16 protein-coding genes are annotated in these 18206 nt (G+C 67.5%); 7 read left to right on the forward strand and 9 right to left on the reverse strand.

The genetic code is table 11. The annotated features are described in order from the left end of the window. The first annotated feature begins 43 nt into the window (after positions 1–43). Positions 44–1636, forward strand: coding sequence for a D-alanyl-D-alanine carboxypeptidase/D-alanyl-D-alanine endopeptidase (dacB, locus tag ACPL7H_RS16715; RefSeq protein WP_424797919.1), 1593 nt, complete (start codon positions 44–46; stop codon positions 1634–1636). An 84-nt stretch (positions 1637–1720) separates the two neighbouring features. Here the strand turns inward: dacB and ACPL7H_RS16720 are convergent, their stop codons facing one another. The 5 genes from ACPL7H_RS16720 to ACPL7H_RS16740 form a co-directional block, all read right to left on the reverse strand. Further along, positions 1721–3334, reverse strand: a complete 1614-nt coding sequence (locus ACPL7H_RS16720) for an amidohydrolase (protein ID WP_424797920.1) — start codon at positions 3332–3334, stop codon at positions 1721–1723. Then, complete coding sequence (locus ACPL7H_RS16725; protein ID WP_424797921.1) at positions 3331–4959, reverse strand: thiamine pyrophosphate-binding protein; 1629 nt, start codon at positions 4957–4959, stop codon at positions 3331–3333. Before ACPL7H_RS16725 ends, ACPL7H_RS16720 begins: the two co-directional genes overlap by 4 nt. Next, positions 4956–6638 (reverse strand): amidohydrolase, encoded by a 1683-nt coding sequence (locus tag ACPL7H_RS16730; protein ID WP_424797922.1) that lies wholly within the window; start codon positions 6636–6638, stop codon positions 4956–4958. Before ACPL7H_RS16730 ends, ACPL7H_RS16725 begins: the two co-directional genes overlap by 4 nt. Before the next feature lie 101 nt (positions 6639–6739). Further along, on the reverse strand, positions 6740–7240 hold the full coding sequence (locus ACPL7H_RS16735) for an MFS transporter (protein WP_424797923.1): 501 nt from the start codon (positions 7238–7240) through the stop codon (positions 6740–6742). Positions 7241–7283: 43 nt separating this feature from the next. Then, a complete protein-coding gene (locus tag ACPL7H_RS16740) occupies positions 7284–8120 on the reverse strand; it encodes an MFS transporter (protein ID WP_424797924.1) in 837 nt (278 codons plus the stop codon). Positions 8121–8378: 258 nt separating this feature from the next. Here ACPL7H_RS16740 and ACPL7H_RS16745 point away from each other — a divergent pair, with 258 nt between their 5' ends. Continuing rightward, positions 8379–9281: an Lrp/AsnC family transcriptional regulator gene (locus ACPL7H_RS16745; protein WP_424797925.1), complete on the forward strand. Its 903-nt coding sequence runs from the start codon at positions 8379–8381 to the stop codon at positions 9279–9281. Between the two features lie 18 nt (positions 9282–9299). Here the strand turns inward: ACPL7H_RS16745 and speB are convergent, their stop codons facing one another. Both speB and ACPL7H_RS16755 read right to left on the reverse strand, forming a co-directional pair. After that, positions 9300–10310, reverse strand: coding sequence for an agmatinase (gene speB, locus ACPL7H_RS16750; protein WP_424797926.1), 1011 nt, complete (start codon positions 10308–10310; stop codon positions 9300–9302). Continuing rightward, the gene (locus ACPL7H_RS16755) at positions 10310–11674 is read right to left on the reverse strand and encodes an NAD-dependent succinate-semialdehyde dehydrogenase (protein WP_424797927.1); all 1365 of its coding nucleotides are present in this window, start codon (positions 11672–11674) and stop codon (positions 10310–10312) included. The genes speB and ACPL7H_RS16755 overlap by 1 nt, the downstream gene beginning before the upstream one ends. A 186-nt stretch (positions 11675–11860) precedes the next feature. Between ACPL7H_RS16755 and ACPL7H_RS16760 the strand changes: the two genes are divergently transcribed. The 5 genes from ACPL7H_RS16760 (at position 11861) to ACPL7H_RS16780 (ending at position 15861) form a co-directional block, all read left to right on the forward strand. Beyond that, positions 11861–12949 (forward strand): FAD-dependent monooxygenase, encoded by a 1089-nt coding sequence (locus ACPL7H_RS16760; protein ID WP_424797928.1) that lies wholly within the window; start codon positions 11861–11863, stop codon positions 12947–12949. Next, on the forward strand, positions 12936–13472 hold the full coding sequence (locus tag ACPL7H_RS16765) for a TetR/AcrR family transcriptional regulator (protein ID WP_424797929.1): 537 nt from the start codon (positions 12936–12938) through the stop codon (positions 13470–13472). The genes ACPL7H_RS16760 and ACPL7H_RS16765 overlap by 14 nt, the downstream gene beginning before the upstream one ends. A 51-nt stretch (positions 13473–13523) precedes the next feature. After that, entirely contained in the window at positions 13524–14234 is a 711-nt protein-coding gene (locus ACPL7H_RS16770; RefSeq protein ID WP_424797930.1) for an alpha/beta fold hydrolase, read from the forward strand. Positions 14235–14262: 28 nt separating this feature from the next. Next, the gene (locus ACPL7H_RS16775; RefSeq protein ID WP_424797931.1) at positions 14263–14403 is read left to right on the forward strand and encodes a hypothetical protein; all 141 of its coding nucleotides are present in this window, start codon (positions 14263–14265) and stop codon (positions 14401–14403) included. A 198-nt stretch (positions 14404–14601) separates the two neighbouring features. Further along, positions 14602–15861, forward strand: coding sequence for an alpha-hydroxy acid oxidase (locus ACPL7H_RS16780; RefSeq protein ID WP_424797932.1), 1260 nt, complete (start codon positions 14602–14604; stop codon positions 15859–15861). Here ACPL7H_RS16780 and ACPL7H_RS16785 read toward each other — a convergent pair. Continuing rightward, positions 15845–16408: an MFS transporter gene (locus ACPL7H_RS16785; RefSeq protein WP_424797933.1), complete on the reverse strand. Its 564-nt coding sequence runs from the start codon at positions 16406–16408 to the stop codon at positions 15845–15847. The genes ACPL7H_RS16780 and ACPL7H_RS16785 overlap by 17 nt on opposite strands. Before the next feature lie 114 nt (positions 16409–16522). Further along, positions 16523–17866, reverse strand: coding sequence for an IS256 family transposase (locus ACPL7H_RS16790; RefSeq protein ID WP_424797935.1), 1344 nt, complete (start codon positions 17864–17866; stop codon positions 16523–16525). Positions 17867–18206: the final 340 nt, after the last annotated feature.

The raw sequence follows: 18206 nt of genomic DNA on the forward strand, positions 1-18206 counted from the left end.
TACGGTCCGGGCGTCCTTTTCTTACGACGAAGTGAGGCACTCGATGTTGCGTGGATACAAGGCACCGCTGGGCGCGGTGGTGGCGCTGGCGGCCGGTGTGATCGCCGCACAGGCACCGATGACCGGCAACGGCACCATGCCCAGCGGGGATGCTCCGGCCTGGGTCGAGGACGTCGACCGGATCCTGGCGGACTCCCGGTTGGACGGGGCGCTGGCCGGGGTGGTGGTCCAGGACGCCCGGACGGGGGAGCGGCTGTACGAGCACAACCCGGGCTATCGACTGATGCCCGCTTCGAACGTGAAGATGCTGACATCGGCGGCGGCGATGGAGTTGCTCGGGCCGGACTACACCTACACCACCACGGTGCTCACCGACGGCGAGCGGCGCGGGAACTCCGAGGTGGTGGCAGGGGACCTGTACCTCAAGGGTGACGGCGACCCCACCATGCTGGAGCAGGACTACGCCGCGCTGGCGGAGCAAGTGGCCGACGCCGGAATCCGCCGGGTGCACGGGGACCTGGTTGCCGACGACACCCGGTTCGACAGTCAACGACTGGGCCCGTTCTGGTCCTGGGGCGATGAGGACTTCTACTACTCCGCCCAGATCTCCGCACTGTCGGTGGGCCCGAACGAGGACTACGACGCCGGCACGGTCATCATCAACACGGCTCCGGGCAGTGCCGGCGAGGCCGCCGAGGTCTCGGTCATCCCCGAATCCGACTACATCACCATCGACAACCAAGCCACCACCGTGGCGCCGGGCGGAGCGACCTCGATCAGCGTGACGCGTGAGCGGGGCTCGAACACCTGGACGGTCAGCGGCACGATTGCCGCGGACGCCGATGCCCGGCGGGTGTGGCGCGCGGTGTGGGAGCCGACCGGCAAGGCGGCGGCGGTGTTCGCCAGGGCACTGCAGGAACAGGGCGTCGAGGTCTCCGGTGACATCCGGACGGGCGTGGCCACACCGAGCGGTGCCGAGGTGGTGGCAACGCACGAGTCGATGACGCTGACGGAGTTGCTCAACCCGTTCATGAAGCTGTCCAACAACGGCCACGGCGAAGTGCTCCTGAAGACCCTCGGCGATGAGGTCGCCGGCAGTGGTGACTGGGCGAGCGGCGCCGAGGTGCTTCGCGGCTACCTGGAGTCCTTGGGGGTGACCAGTGAGTTGCGTCTCGTGGACGGCTCGGGCCTGTCCCGCGGCAACCAGATCCCCGCCGGTGAGTTCGCCACCTTCCTGTACGAGGTGCAGGAGGCCGACTGGTTCGAGCACTGGTATGCCGAGTTCCCGTCGGCCTGCGCGGGGGAGCGGATGGTCGGTGGGACCCTGAACTCGCGGATGTGTGACACCCCGGCCCAAGGGAACGTGCACGCCAAGACCGGGAGTCTGACCGGGGTGACCGCCCTGAGCGGCTATGTCACCGACGCCGACGGGCGTGACCTGGTGTTCGCGATGCTGTTCAACAACCATTTGGTGGGCATCGGCGACATCGAGGACCAGATCGCGGTGACCCTGGCGTCGCACTCCGAGGACGGTGGCGCAGCGGTTGCCCCGATGGCGATCGATCCCGCGAACGAGTCCGACCCGGCCCTGGAGTGCTCGTGGCAGAAGGGTGAGACGGCCGCGCTGACCTGCTGAGGACTCCCGGGCAGCACGTCCGGCCCGGCATACGTGCCGGGGCGGACCTGCGGACTTCTCGGATGCGAACCGCGCGGGACCGTCTCAGCCGTGGGCTCCGGTACCGAGCCAGCGACGGTTGCCCTCCCGGTCGCGCACGTACTCCGGCCACGGCAGGTGGGTCGGCGGCTGGAAGTCCGCCGGCAGCAACGGCTCCATCCCCTCGGTTTCGGACCGCTCGGCGAACTCGGTCGCGGCCCGGGCGCGAGCGTCCTCGTCGCACAGCAGGTCGATGAAGGTGCCGGCCACGGTCTTTCCGGTGACCGCGATGGTCGGGTCGATGGCGGCCGGGATGCCGCCGAGGGCGTTCATCACCCACGGTGGGTAGGCCCCCCGCCCGGGTGCGGGGCGCAAGGCCGGGCGGGCGACGTAGAAGCGCACCGTGGGGGCGTAGTGGGTCATCTCCACGTAGTCGTCGCTGGTCCAGTTGCGTTGCCAGGCGGGCATCTGCTCGCGTAGGGCGGCCTCGGCCTCCTGCGGACTGGTCACCTGTTCGCACTCGGCCAGGAACGGCTGCTCCATCGGGTCGATGCCGAGTTCGCGCTGAATGTCCTGTGCCGCTCCGATCGCCTCGGGCCCGTAGCTCGGGGCGCCCACCTCGGCCAGGTTGTCATAGAGCACCTGCGCCATCGTGTGGTTGGTCAACCCAGGCCGGGACCGGGCCACCCAGGTGCTCGCCAGCCGGCAGTGGGCCATCGCCGCGGCGTGCTCGGCATTGCGATCCAGCACGGCGAGCACGTGTTCGGCCATCGGCACGTCCGGGGTGCGCCAGGAGTACTGGATGCGTGCCACCTGGGCCGGGAGGTTGTCCGCGGTGGCCTGCCCGGACGCCAGGATGGCATCAGACAGGCTCCACCCGCCCACACTGGGCAGCATCGCGTCGTGCATGGTGCGCGACGCGGAGTGCATCTGCATCAACGCGATGTTCGCCCCCGGTGCGCGCGCGGCCGAATGGGAGGCTGGGATCGGGGAGTTCGGGTCGGCGCCCAGTTGCCAGGTCTGCGGCTCGTCGCAGACGAACTCATACACCTTGGAGTAGTACGCCCCGCACTGGGTGTCCCACCGGGCGGTGTTGCACAGTGGCAGCATGTAGAACGGGTGGAAACTGACTATGGCGTCCACGCCGTCGTAGTACCCGCGCAGCCCGTGCACCACCTTGGACCCGTGCATCTTCTCGGCCGGTTCCCCGGTGTAGCGCAACCTGCCCGGGATGTCGTGCTCGATCATGGCGTGCTGGGTGGCCAGCAACCCGGCGAGGGTGGCGATGCCGAGTACCGAGTGCGGGTCGGTGTGCCCGGGAGCATCGGGACCCAGGCCCTCGCGGGGCCGGCGCCGAGTGGTCGCCTCCTGGCTGTTGCCCGGCACGGCGTCGTACTCGGCATAGGTGAGCAGGGTTGGGCCGGGACCGTTGCTCCACTCGGCACAGAACGCGGTAGGCATCCCACCGGAGCCTTCCTCCACGTCGAAGCCTTCGGCGCGCAACCGTTGCACATACCAGGATGCGGACTCGTGCTCGCGCCAGGCCGGCTCGGCCAACTCCCAGATGTGCTGATGCCAACGGGACAGAGCCCTCATGTGCTCATCGACCCAGGCCCGGGCGGTGGCCTTGGCCGCCCCCGGCAGTTCCGCGCCCGACCCGCTCGACATGTCAGCGGTCATCCTTGCTCCTTGGGTTCGAACAGTGACAACGGCACGTGCAGCAGATGCACCCCGCCGGCGTCGATCGCCGCCCGTAGTGCCCCGGGCAGATCGCCCGCGACGCGGACCGAGGCCCCGCTGCCGCCGAACGCGGTGACCAGCGCCGGCCAATCGGGCTGGTCCAGGCGCACCCCGATCGGAGGGATGCCACGGTCTGCTTCGTTCTCCTCGATCTCCCGGTAGCCACCGTTGTCCACGCACACCACGACCAGGTCCAGGTGCTGCTCCAGGGCGGTCATGAACTCCTGCACCGAGAACATCAACGCACCATCGCCCAGCACGCACACCACGGGGCGGTGCGGACTGGCGACCTTCGCGCCGATGGACACCGGTAGCCCGTAGCCGAGCGTCGCGTAGGTGGCCATGTACAGGTAGGAGTTCGGATGCTCCACCGGCACCATGTTGGCGGTGCCGTAGTAACAGATCTGTGAGGAGTCCGCCCCCAGGATGACGTCCGCGGGAAGGCCGGCGGCGATCGCGTCGCAACAGGCGGCGGTGGCCGGGGCCCACTCCCGGCTCTCCCGCTCGATCTCGGCGCGGGCCACAGTGGCGCGGCGTGCTCCGGTGGTCTCGCTCGGGTCGCCGTCGGGCAGCGCCTGCAGCAACTGCTCGACCACGACGCCGGCGTCTCCCACGATGCCCATGTGGGCGGGCAGGTTCTTATGAATCTGCGTGCTGAGCAGATCCACGCGGATCACCTGGCCGGACGGTTGCAGCGGCCCCCACCACAACTCGGCCTCGCCGACCTTCGAGCCCAGCACGAGCAGTACACCGGCGTCGTTGACCAGCGCGTGGGCCGCCTTCAACCGCAGCGTGGACCCCACCGCGAGTGGGTGTGACTCCGGCACCACACCGCGTCCGTTCAACGTCGTCACCACCGGTGCGCCCAATCGTTCGGCCAACGCGGTGACCTCGGCGCCGGACCGGACCGCGCCACCACCGGCCAGGATGACCGGACGGGTGGCACCGGTGAGCAACCGGACAGCGCGGGCGACGTGCTCGTCGTCGCCGGCGGCCGGCTGCGGTTCGGAGTGGGGTCGCAGCATCTCCGGAGGGCAGTCGCTCTCCCCTTCGAGAACGTCGAGGGGGACCTCGATCACCACCGGACGCGGGCGGCCGGCGCGGTAGAGGTCCATCGCGTCATGGACGGCCTGGACGGCTTCCCGGCCGGACTCCACCCGCCGGGCCCACTGCACCACGGCATCGGCGGCGGCGCGGGTGTCCTTGGTCTCGTGCAGCGCCCCGATGTCGGCGAACTCCTGGCCGAGCGGCGGGCCGGGAGTGAGGATGATCATCGGGCGGGACTCGGCGTGGGCGGTGGCCGCCGCGGACAGCGCGTTCAACAACCCGGGGCCCGAGGTCGTGACCACCACACCGGGAAGACCGGTTTGCAGCGACCACCCGTCGGCGGCGTACCCGGCGCCCTGCTCGTGGCGGGTGGTCACGGCGTGGATACCCAGTTCCGGAAGGTGACGGTAGAACTCCAGATTGTGCGTGCCGGGGATGCCGAACACGGTGTCCACCCCGTAGGCGTGCAGCACGGTCAGCACGTCCCGGCCCACGTTCCTGGCACTCTCGGTCGTCATGCCGACTGCTCCGACTCGTAGCGGGGTACCCCGTCCACCCAGGTGGAGACCACGGGGATGTCGGCGATGGATTGCGGATCCACTGCGAGCGGATCCTCGGCGAGCACGGTGAAGTCGGCGAACTTGCCTACGGCGAGGGAACCCAGTTCCGCCTCCCGTCCCAGTGCGCGCGCCCCGGACAGGGTGTGGGCGTGCAGCGCCTGCTCGGCGGTGATCCGCAACTGCGGCGGGCCCAGTTCAGCACCCTGCGCGGTGCGGCGGGTCACCGCGGTCTGGATCGCCTGCAACGGCAGGGGGTCGGCCACCGGTGCGTCCGAACTGAGCGTCACCGGCACCCCGGCGGCGGCGAACTCGCCCAAGGGGTTGAACCGTTCCCCGGGGCTGCCGATCGCGTCGAGCACCCCTTCACCCCAGTTGTAGTAGTGCTGGGTCTGGTTCACCGGCATGATCCCGGCTGCGGCGATCCGGTTGACCTGCTCCGGTGTGGGCAGCCCGCAGTGCTCGATCCGGTGCCGTGCGTCGGTCCGGGGATCGTCGCGTTGGGCGGCTTCCACCGCATCGAGCACCATCGCGATCGCGTCCGGAGACTGGGCGTGCGTGGCGGTCTGCAGGCCGGCGCGATGGGCGCGGGCGATCATCTGGGCGTACTCGGCCGGCTCGTGGTAGAGCATGCCGGTGCGGCAGGTGTCGCCGACGTAACCGTCGGGGAAGTAGGCGGTCCACCCGCCCAGGGTGCCGTCGGCGTAGAACTTGAATCCGGCGAAGTGCAGCCTGGAGTTGCCGAATGGGCCGTGCAGCCCCATCTCCAGGCCCTCGTCCAGCAAGGCGGAGAGCAGGTACATCGAGTACCGCACGTGCAGATCGCCGGCCTCGGCCAGATCCAGGTAGGTGGTGAACTCCCGGCGCGTCACCTGCGCATCACCCACCGCGGTGACCCCGCCAGCCAGGAACGAACGCTGCGCGGTCCGCAACTGATCCAGGTGCTCCTGCGGAGGGTCACCCAGGTGCAGGTTGGGGCCGTGGTTGCCCACCTTCACCCCGTCGGCGCCGGTGAGGATGTTGCATGCGGCGTCGGAGAGTTCACCGGTCAACTCCCCATCGGCGTCGCGGAAGAACTCCCCGCCGGGCGGGTTCGGGGTGTCCCGGGTGATGCCGTACTTGGCGAGCGTGTAGGAGTTCACCACGCCCCCGTGCCCGGATGCGTTCATCAGGTACACCTCCCGGTCGGTGGCGACCTGGTCCAGCTCGAACCGGGTGGGGTGACGGCGCTCGGCGAGGTTGCGGTGCTCGTACCCGTAGCCACGGATCGGTCCTTCACCGGGTGACAGCCGAGCCCGTTCGCGTAGGTGCTCCACGATCTGGTCGATGGTGCGGGCCCTACCCGGGCTGCAGTCCACCCAGGATCGCATCTGCCCGTGCATCAGCGGGTGGGCGTGGGGGTCGATGAACCCCGGCACCACGGTTGTCGCGCCCAGGTCAACCGTGCGCGGCCGGCCCAATCCGGCGTCGTCCGCCGCTGCCCGGCACCGCTCGGTATCACCAAGCGCGACGATCCGTCCGCCGGCGATGAGCATCGCGCTCACCACACCGTCCGGCTCCAGGGTCCGGATCCTCTCGGCGGTGACCACGGTGGGCGCCCAGTGTTCCGGCGTCCCGTCGAAACTCCGCAGCGTTCGCATCGGCTCCCTCACTTCCACTCTGCCCACCCCCCGGTGTCGCTTCCTGGTCGGGGCCGGGGAGGGTAGGCCCGGACCGGCTGCGTGCCGACGGTGCGCGCCAACTACTCGTTGGCCCCCCGGAGCGCCCGCGCGGTGAGGACATCCTCCTCGAACACCTCATCGATGCGCTGGGGCGCCAGGGCAAGGCAGACGATGCTGATCGCGGTCAGCGCGAAGTACAGGATGATCGCGCTCCAGATGGTGTCGGTGGCCTGGTACAACGCGGTGGCGGTCACCGGTGCCAGCCCGCCCCAGATCGCCGCACCGATGGAGTAGGAGATGGACAGGCTGGTCTGGCGGGAGTGCGGAGGGAACACCTGGGCCAGGATCGAGGCCATCGGGGCCCAGGCGAAGTTCATCCCGATCCGCACCGCGGTGAAGAGCACGTACATCAGTGCGACGTTCTCCGGGGCCATGGTCAGGAACATCGGCACCACCAGCGCTGCGGTGAGGATCAACCCGCCACCCATGGCCCGTTTGCGGCCGATCTTGTCCGAAAGCCACCCGATCAGCAGACAGGAGACCAGTTCACCGAAGGCCGCCACGGACAAGATGGTGAGCATCTGGTTCTCGCTGATGCCGATGCCGAACGCGGGCTCGGTGCCGTTACGCGGTCGCGAACGTGGTGACCATGTAGTACCCGCCGGTGGAGATCGGGATCAGGCCCACGCCCAACAGGATCAGTTTCCAATTGCGTAGGAACGCAGCCTTGACCGGCAGTTCCTCCTTGGTGTCCTGCTCGATCTCGCTGGTGAACACCGGGGTTTCCTCCACGGTGTACCGCACCCAGAAACCCACCGCGATCAGCACCGCGGACAGCAGGAACGGGATCCGCCAGCCCCACTCGTACAGGAACTGGGAATCGTTCACGGTGAGCAGCCAGAAGATCCCGGAGGCCAGCAGGGCACCCATCGGATTACCCAACTGCGGGAATGCGCCATAGAACCCCTTGAACCGGTTCGGAGCATTCTCCACCGACATCAGCACCGCACCGCCCCACTCACCACCGACGGCGATTCCTTGCAGCGCGCGCAGCACAATCAGAAGGATCGGGGCGAGCACGCCCACCGACTCATAGGTCGGGAGCACGCCGACGGCGGTGGTCGCGACGCCCATGAGCACCAAGGTCATGACCAGGGACCGCTGGCGACCGAACCGGTCACCGACGTGCCCGAAGATGACTCCGCCCAGGGGCCGGAAGAAGAAGCCGACGGCGTAGGTGGCGAAGGAGTACAGCACACCGGTGATCGGGGCTGCGTCGGGGAAGAACAACGGCCCGAAGACCAGCGCCGCGGCCGTGGCGAAGATATAGAAGTCGTAGAACTCGATCGACGTTCCGACGAAGGAGGCCATCCCGGCCCGCAGGGCCCGCCGATGGCTGAATGTCTGCCCGTCGCCGGGCTGAGGGCTGGAATTCTGCCCGCTGGGAGTTCCGGTGCTCATTACATACCGCCTTGCGAAGGAGGAGTAGTCGCGGCACCCCGGGGTCACCGATCCGGGACATCGTTGTGGTCCGCGCCAGATTGTGGGTGTGAGCATACGAGCCTGCCGCGCGCCCTACAACACAGGTCTGTTGTGAACTCAAGGGAATTCCGCAGACCTGGTGGCAGCGGATGGCAGAATCGTTCGTGACACGCGCAGCAGGCAGCCGGACTGCTGACGAACTGACGAAGATCCGTTCAGAAAGGCATGGCAGGGCCGATGAGCGCCGACGGTGGCTACGGGCTGGACCTGGATCGCCGGCTGGTGCGCGCCTTGCAGCAGAACCCCCGGGCCAGTGTGGTGGCGCTGGCGCACGCGATCCACGAACCACGGGCGGTCGTGGGGCAGCGGTTGCGGGCACTGATCGACTCCGGCGCCATCCGGGTGGTGGCTGCGGTGCACCCGCACTTCGCCGGGCTGCAGGTCACCGCGCACGTGTCGGTGGCCACCAGGGGTCCGGTGGCGGACGCGGCGACCCTGGTCGCCTCATGGCCGCAGACGGTCCTGGTGTCGATCGTGGCGGGAGCCCACGATCTCATCATGGAGGTGCGGGTGCCCACCCACACCGACATCCAGGCACTGCTCGCCCAGGTCCGGCGCCACCCGGCCGTGGTGCGGACCAGCACGGTCATCTACACCGGCGTGTTCAAAGGGCTCCTGGAGCACGATACGTATGAGCCGATGAGCATCGACGCCACCGACCGGGCGTTGCTAAGGGAATTGCAGCGCGACGGACGCGCGAACTGGCAGGACCTGGCTGTGCGCGTAGCCCGGTCCTCCTCGGCGGTTCGTGTGCGGGTCAATCGGATGTTGCAGGCGGGGATCGCCCGCCTGGTGGTAGTCCAGGAGCGGGGTCACTTCGGCAGGTTGCTGACCATGGGGGTGGGGTTGACCCTGCGGTCGGAGGCCACACAGGTGCTCACACGGCTGCGTCATGAGGAGGATGTGGAGTTCGCCGCGGCCACGATCGGACGCTTCGATGCGGTCGTCACACTGCGCGGAGCCAGCCCGGTGGACCTGGATGCCTCGCTGGAACGGCTGCGGTCCTTCCCGGAGGTCACCGCTCTGGAGGCGTGGGCGCATTTGCGGTCGGTGAAGGAGGACTACACCAGTGCCCTGTAGTCCCCGGACCGGGCTTGCTCAGTCAGCGGTGAGGAACGCCCCCGCAGGCCCGCTGGGCGCGGATTCGCGGTTGGCCCACAGGGAGAGGATCTCGTACCCGACGTGAGCGGCGGCGATTCCGGTGATCTCAGCGTGGTCGTAGGCCGGGGCCACTTCCACGATCTCGGCGCCCACCAGGTTCAGGCCCTGCAGGCCGCGGATGGTGTTGAGGAGTTCCCGGCTGGTCAACCCCCCAGCCTCAGGGGTACCGGTGCCTGGCGCGGCCGCGGGGTCCAACACATCGATGTCTACCGACAGATATACCGGCGCATTCCCCAGGCGGCGCCGCATCTGCTCCACGATCGCGGCCACCGAGGTGAACTCGTACTCATCGGCTCTGATGATCTGAAAGCCCAGCACCTCGTCGTCGGTGAGGTCCTCCGCTCCGTATACGGGACCCCGGATGCCGATATGCATACACCGGGCCAGGTCGAGCAACCCTTCCTCGCTCGCGCGCCGGAACGGGGTGCCGTGGGTGTAGGGGGCGCCCATGTAGGTGTCCCAGGTGTCCAGGTGAGCGTCCAGGTGCAGCACTGCGATCTTGCCGTGACTGCGGTGTACCGAGCGCAGGTTCGGTAGCGCCAGGGTGTGGTCGCCACCGAGGGTGAGGAGTTTGGCACCGTCGGCGCGCAACTCATCGGCGTTCGCCTGCACAGCCGCGATTGCCTCGTCGATGTCGAAGGGATTGACGCCCAGGTCTCCGCAGTCGGCCACCTGCTGGGCGGCGAACGGGGCGGCACCGGTGGCCTGGTTGTAGGGACGAAGCAGTTTGGATGACTGGCGGATGTGGGCGGGTCCGAACCTGGCGCCGGGGCGGTAGCTGACCCCGGAGTCGAAGGGCACGCCCAGGATCTTCACCTCGATCGGCGCCCCGGGGCGGGCGGCCTGCACCTCATCCAACCTGGGCAGTAGCCCGAATGTGGGCGGGCCGGCGAACCTAGGCGTGGCGCTGTAGTCAGCGGGGCCGAGCCGGTCTTGCGAGGCGTTCATCAGACTCCCTTACGGATCAACTTCTTGTTCACGAACTCCTCGGCGCCCAGCAGGCCGAGTTCCCGCGCGGTCCCGGAGCGTTTCACACCGCCGAAAGGCAACTCGGGGCTATCGGCGGCCACGATGTTGATGAACACCATGCCCACGTCCAACTGGTCGGCCACTCGGTCCGCCTGCTGCTGGTCGGTGGTGAAGACGTAGGAACCCAGGCCGAACCCGGTGTCGTTGGCCAGGTCAATGGCTTCTCGCTCGCTGCTCACCTGGAACACCATGGCTACGGGACCAAAGAACTCTTCCCTGTAGGCATTCATCTGCGGGGTGACGTCGGTCAGCACCGCCGGGGGGAAGAACGCCCCGGAACGTTGGCCGCCGAGCCGCAACGTGGCGCCGTCGGCTACCGCACGGTCGAGTTGGTCCTGCAGGTTCCGGGCCGCCTGCACGGAGGACAACGGGCCCAGTTCGGTGTTCACCGATGTGGGGTCACCCGGTTCTACCGCCGCCATCGCCGCCCGGAACTTCTCCAGGAATCCGTCATACAAGTCCTCGATGATGATGAACCGTTTGCCGGCCGAACAGGCCTGCCCGGAGTTGTCCAACCGCGCCAGTAGCGCCGCTTGCACGGTGGCGTCCATGTCGTGAGTGGACAACAGGATGAACGGGTCCGATCCACCCAGTTCCAGGGCAACCTTCTTCAGGTGCCGCCCGGCAACCTCCGCGACCGCGGCCCCAGCCCGCTCCGACCCGGTGAGCGACACACCCTGGATCCGGTCGTCGGCGATCACCTCGGCGGCTTGGTCGTTGGTGAGGTAGGCGTTGACGTATGCTCCCTCAGGCAGACCTGCTTCCCGGTAGATCTGCTCGATCGCCGCGGCCGACTGGGGGCACTGCGGGGCGTGCTTGAGCAGGATCGTGTTGCCCACCACCAGATTGGGTGCGGCGAACCTGGCCACTTGGTAATAGGGAAAGTTCCACGGCATGATCCCCAGCAGCACGCCCAGCGGTGCACGTCGCACCACCGCGCTGCCTTCTCCGAGGATGTCCACCGGTTCCTCCCGGGTGATCGCCTCGGCGTGGTCGGCATAGAAGTCGTTGATGTCGGCTGCGAAGTCGACTTCCTCGATCGCCTGCAGGTAGGGCTTGCCCATCTCCTGCACGATGATGCGGGCCAGGTCTTCCCGACGCTCGCGGTGCAGTTGTGCTGCCCGGCGCACCCCGGCGGCGCGCTCAGCCACCGGCGTCGCCCTCCACGTGCGGTGCGCTTCAGCGGCAGCAGCGATCCCCGCCTCCACCTGCTCACCGGTGAATGCCGGGAACGAAGCCACCTGCTCACCCGAGGCTGGGTTGATCACCTGATACTGGCTCATCACGGGCTCCGATTCCGTCGATGGGGACGCAGTCACTGTACCGAGGGTCCGCAGTTCAGTCGTGGCGGGAGCCGCGCCAACGGCCATCCGTCGGGATGCCCGCGTCAGCGCCCGGTACCAACTCGCCCCAGCACCTAACACTACTGATTAGGTTAATGCGCACTATAAACATAGTACTGTTGGGGCATGACCGGACGGGCGATCATTGTCGGGGCTGGCATCGGCGGGCTCGCCGTGGGCAGGGCGTTGCTGGACACCCGGTGGCGGGTGGAGATCCTGGAGAGGGCCGACGGCTTACCGGAGGCCGGAACGGCCCTGGGGATGTGGCCCGAGGCCATCGCCGCGCTGGACCGCTTGGGCGTAGGAGATCGGGTGCGCGAGGCGGGCGTCGCCCAGCACGGTGCGACCTTCCGACGCCCGGAGGGGACCACCTTCGCCCGGATCACCTCGCGTGAACCCGCCTATCTCATCTCGCGGCCGGCACTGCACCGCATCTTGTATGAGGGCGCACTTGAGGACGCAGTCCGCTGGGCCACGCCCGTGGAAGACGCGGCCAACCTGCCCGAGGCCGACCTGGTGATCGGAGCCGACGGCATCAACAGTCGCCTTCGAACCGTGGTCGCCGGCCGAACGGTGGATCCGCGGCCGTTGGGTGCGGTGGCCTTCCGGGGTGTCGTCCCCGGTCGGGTCGAAGCAGCGTGCGAGACCTGGGGAGACGGCCGGATCTTCGGTGTCACACCCCAGGAGGCAGGGATGACCAACTGGTTCGCCTCCGTGCGCGAGGACGTTCTGGCCGAGCGGCCCAGCTACCGGAATGTCGCCGAGCTTCTCACCGCCCTCTTCGGCGACTGGCACCCGATCGTGCGAGAGGTGGTAACCAGACTTGATCCGGCCGAGATCGACCAGCGGGTGCTCTACGACATGCCTCCGATTGGCTGTTGGAGTCGTGACCACACGGTCGTCCTCGGTGATGCCGCCCACGCGATGGCTCCGAACGCGGGCCGGGGCGCCTGCGAGGCCATCGTCGACGCCGTCACCCTCGCGGAGAGCCTGCGCGCGGCGGGTTCGACCACGGAAGGTCTGCAGGACTTCGATCGACGACGGCGCCGGACTGGGCAACGCATGGTCAGGACCTCCCGGGTCCTCAGCCGCATATCGATGGCCAGACGCCTTCCGGCGGTCAGGTATCGTGCCATGAACGTACTTTCGCGTTTCGTCTCAACAAGGCCAGCAGACGACAACGGCAACGACGAGGGGCGCCATGGGCACTCGTGACCAAGCGCTGAACGCATCCGTCGAACTGCTCGGCACCCAGGGAATACGTGCCCTCACTCATGGGCGGGTCGATGCGTCCGCTGGCCTACCCAGGGGCTCCGCCTCCAACCACTTCCGTACCCGCGCAGACTTGCTCCACGCTGTCGTCGACCATCTCGTGGAGACCGAGCAGCACACCTTCGCCGCAGAGGGCCCGCCGCAGAACGTCGATGATCTCGTGGCATCACTCAGCACCTTCATCCGCGAGGCCACCGGACCACAGCGCACCCTGACCGCAGCGCGCCTCGCCTTGTTCACCGAGGCCTTCCACGACCCAGAGGTACGAGCGGTGCTCGCGGAGGGTCGAAGCCAGGTCGAGAGCGCGGCAGCCAGGGTCCTGGAAACACTGGGCTTCCCACAGCCCTTTGCCACCGCACGCCGCGTCCTCACTCAGGTGGAAGGCGCGATCCTGCATCACCTCGCATTCGGCCCGGACGCCGGTCCCGAAGAGGTCGAGGCCTCACTTCGGGCGTGCTTGACCTGAGTGCAGCCACACCCGTCCGTTCTCTCGTGGTGGTGCTTGGTGCAAGGCGCGATGACGACTATCGAAGAACCTCAGAAGTGGAAGGAAGACATGGACGCTTTCCCGCACATTGAGCCGGTGCAGGTGCCCAGGGCCGGCACCGTGCTCGAGGCCGAGGTGCACGGACCGTCGCGCGGGCTGTTGGTTGTTTTCACCCATGGCGGGTGGATGGATCGCCGCATGTTCGACGGCCAGGTCCAGGCCATGGTCGCAACTGGGTGTCGGGTCCTGCTGTGGGATCTCAGGGGCCATGGCGCGTCCGTCCCGCACGGCCTGTACGGACCGACTGCCGATGATATGAGCGCGGATCTGTTGGCACTGCTGGACGCGGTCAACGGCTCGGAACGTGCTGTCCTGGTAGGCCAGTCGTTGGGTGGGATGGTCTCTCAGCGACTCGTCCTGGAGAGTCCCGAACGAGTCGCCGGTCTTGTGACTATCGGCGCCCCGTGCATCAACCCCACCGGCCGAGGCGTCAAGGCACGACTGCGTCTTGCCTGGCGGCTCTCCGGGATGATCGGCACGTTGCTGCCAACCCGGCTGATCCGCAAACAACTGCCACAGGGCACCGCAACAACATCAGAGGCCCGGGAGTATGTGCGTGCCACTACATCGGGGGTCACCCGGGAAGACTTTGGCAGGCTTGTCGATGTCTCTCGCGGCGCTGGACGGACTGCAGGGCAAGCAGTTCACTGTGCCCGTCCTTGCCACCCGAGGGGCGCTTGACGCCAGTGCTGCCGGTCGGCTCACAGCGATGACCGCGAGGCGGTGGCCGGTCGACGGTGGGCGCTTCCACTACAAGGAGATCCCGGAGGCTGGTCACCAAGCGCACCAGGACGACCCCGAAGCGTTCAACAGACTGCTGCTCGCCTTCCTCGCCGAACTGGCACAGTGATGCGTTCTCGGTCCACCGAGACGTTCCCACTGCTCGTCGTGCGTGATCGAGCACGCAGGATCAGACTGGAGGCCTCCCTGATCCGCGAGCAAGGAGTCACTCATGGCGCACGTCAGCAGCATCGGTCGGGGCAACATGGCCCGGCCGCTTCGCCGTCGTGCGGTGAGCGATCCCGCCCAACAGAATAGGTGACCTGCCATGTCCGTTCTGCAGTCTCTGCACTCCAACCTCACCGCGATGCGCACCAAGAGCCGCCTGGAGAAGATCCAGTCGGTAGCCGATGCCGAGGACCTGGCCCGAAGGCGACTGCCGGCCAGCGTCTTCCAGATGTTCCAGGCCGGCTCGGGGTCGAACATCACCGCGATACGCAATGAGGAGATCTTCAAGGAGGTCCACTTCCGGCCGCGCAACGGGGTGTTCAAGCCCGAACCGGACATCGCCACCACCGTGCTGGGGCATCGCATCGAGATGCCGGTGATCCTGTCCTCGGTTGGCTTCCTGGGGGTGGGCCATTCCGACGGCGAGGCGGGGGTCGCCCGTGCGGCGGGAAAGGCGGGCACGATCCAGTTCGTCTCCGGGGTGACCAATGCCCCGATCGAGACGATCATGGACAACGCCACCGGACCGGTGTTCTACCAGTTGTATTACGTGGGCGGACGGGATGCCTCGGCCCCGATCATCGAACGGGTCAAACGCGCCGGGGTGCACGGGCTGGTGCTGACCGTGGACACCCCGACCATCGCCCGACCCAAGGACGCGCCGTGGACCACGCGGCGCAACGTGCCGATGGACACCAGCCCGCCGGAGCTGATCAAGTTCGTCCCGCAAGTTGCCACCAAGGTGGGGTGGGCCCTGGACATCGCCGGGTCCAGCGGGGTGAAGATGCCCGACATCGCCATGGCCCTGGACGCTGCGGGCTCACCCATGGGGTTCTGGGAGGGAATCGGCCAGATCTACCAGAAGACCCCCACGTGGGACGACATCCCCTGGGTCCGTGAGCACTGGGACGGGCCGCTGGTGATCAAGGGCGTTCTCACCGCTGACGACGCCGAGCGCGCGGTGCGTGCCGGCGCCGATGCGATTGTGGTGTCCAACCACGGCGGCAACGTCTTGGATGGGTCGGTGCCCACCCTGCAGGTGCTTCCCGAGATCGTCGAACGGGTGGGGGACCGGGTGGAGGTGCTGTTCGACTCCGGGGTCCGCCGCGGCACCGACGTGCTCAAAGCCCTGGCGCTGGGGGCGCGCGCGGTGTTGCTGGGCCGCGGGTATGTGTACCCGCTGCTGGCCGCAGGTGAGGCCGGGGTGAACCACATCCTGGAACTCTTCGAACGCCAGATCAGTGAGGGCATGACGTTCCTGGGTGCGGACTCGATCCACGAGTTGGACCCGAGTTTTTTGTCCATCCCGGCATCCTGGGACCGCTGGTCCGGGCAGGACCAGGTCAGTTCGGTGGGTTGAGGACAGTTGCAGTGCGGTGACGACGGCGGATGTGTAGCCCTGCCGTCGTGGTTGCGATGGCGGCGATGGCGATGCTCATCAACAGGAATGCGCCGACGTAGCCAGTGTTGCCGACAGTCCAACCCAGGATGAGTGCGCCGGCTCCGAGCCCGCCGTCGTAGGCCATGTTCCACAGGGTGCTAGCCGTGCCGGATCGAGAAGGTCCGAGGCGGTGGACTGTCAGCACGAAAGAGTCGTTCTGGCTGGCGCCGAACCCGGCCCCGATCATTGCCGCCCCTACGAGTAGAACGGATGGGGTGTCGTGCAGGGCTTCTGCGGTCAGGGCCAGCCCTCCCGCGACTAGTAATACGGAGGTCAGCAAGAGTCTTCCCGGTCGAGTTCGGTCACCGATGATGCCGGACCCGAGGCGTCCGACGATCAGCATCACGGAGGCGACGAGCAAGGCGGCGGAGGCTTCTGCTGTGCTCGGACCGGAGATGGGAAGGAATGTTGTGGTTGCTCCGAAGGCGGCGGCGGTGAGTAGAAGGAGGCCGATCGGCGCAGCCATTCCCCCTACATTGCGGACCGAAGCGAGCGTGAACCTGCCTCGAGCCTGGGCGGGGAGCATGATGGAGAGTCCCGCGGGCCTGTCAATCTCTGTGTGTAAGGGGTGTGGCGGGGGTCACAGGTAGGGTTCGATTCGTTCGGGGTAGATCAGGGCGAGTTGGCCCAGGGCGGCCTTCCAGTTCGTGGTCACCGATCCTTCGATCAGCCGGCCGGGGGCTCGCCGCTGGGCGGCCGGTAGCCCGCGTTCTTTCTGGCGTTCTCGGGCTCGTTTGTCCTCGATGTTGCAGATCGCCAGCCACAGCAGTTTGACCACGGCAGCGTCGTTGGGAAAGTGGCCGCGGTTCTTGGTCACCTTACGCAGTTGGTAGTTCAGCGACTCAATCGCGTTGGTGGTGTAGATGACCCGGCGCAATTCCGGCGGGAAGGCCAGGAACGGGATGAACCGGTCCCAGGCCGCCCGGAACGAACGCGCCGCGGCGGGGTACTTCGTCCCCCACGGGCCGGCCTCGAAGGCCTCCAGCGCCTCGCGGGCGCCGTCCTCGTTCGGGGCGGTGTAAATCGGCTTGAGCGCCGCTGCCACTGCCCTGCGATCGGAGTAGGACACGAACCGCATCGCGGCCCGGATCAGGTGGACCACGCAGGTTTGCACGGTGGCCAGGGGCCAGGTCGCCTCGATCGCCTCGGGAAAGCCGGTCAGTCCATCGCAGCACACGATGAGCACATCGCGGACGCCGCGGTTGGCCAGGTCCGCACAGACCTGGGCCCAGAACTTGGCGCCCTCGTGGGTCTGGACCCAGATTCCCAGCACGTGGCGGATGCCGTCCATGTCCACCCCGATGGCGATGTGGGCGGCCTTATTGACCATGTGGGACCCGTCCTTGACTTTGACCATGATCGCATCGAGATAGATCACCGGGTAGAGGGATTCCAGCGGGCGGCGCTGCCAGGCCAGCACCTCCTCACCGATGGAGTCGACCACCTTGCTGATCGTCTCGTGACTGAGGTCTACCCCGACGGTGGAGGCCAGGTGGTGACAGATGTCGCGTAGCGTCATCCCGCCGGCGTATAGGGAGATGATCATTCCATCGACCCCATCCAGGCGGCGCTGGCCCTTACCCACCAGCATCGGGGTGAACGTCCCGGCCCGATCCCGCGGGATGGCCAGTTCGATGTCCCCGACCTGACTGGTCACCGTTTTGGCGTAGTGCCCGTTGCGGGAGTTGGGGTGGTCGGTGGCATCCGGTGCGCCTTTCTCATAGCCCACGTGCTCGCTCAGTTCGGCCTCCAGGCCTCGTTCCAGGGCGGCCTTGAGCATCCCGCCCAGCACGCCACCGTCTCCGGTCAGCGGCTCTCCGGCATCGATCCGGGCGAACACCTCATCCAAGGCCCCGGTGGCCTTGAGGTCATCGGCCAACTCGGCCTGTTTCCTACGACGCTCAGCGCGCTCCTCGGCGCTCATCTTCGACATGGCGTCAATCGTCACAGCGTGTCTCCTTCAGGGGGTGGAGCCACACCCCTTACACACACCATCTGACAGGGCCCTCATAGCAGCCGATCTCCAGTGGAAACCCGCCCCGGTCGACCAGCACCCCCACGACGATCTGAGGATCGACCCGGCGCTCCTTGGAGTAACCGACCTTGCGCAGATCATCTTCCTTCTCCGCTTCGAAGTACAAGGTTTATGCCGACCTTCTGGTTATGCCGATGTTTGGGGTATCGGCCCAGGTCAGGGCCTTGTCGGTGGCCTGAAAGGTCGGCATAACGACACGCTGATCCTCCAAGGTGTTCGTGTGCTCGGA

It is taken from the genome of Pseudactinotalea sp. Z1732, assembly GCF_049724975.1.
Classification (GTDB): domain Bacteria; phylum Actinomycetota; class Actinomycetes; order Actinomycetales; family Beutenbergiaceae; genus CALKWS01.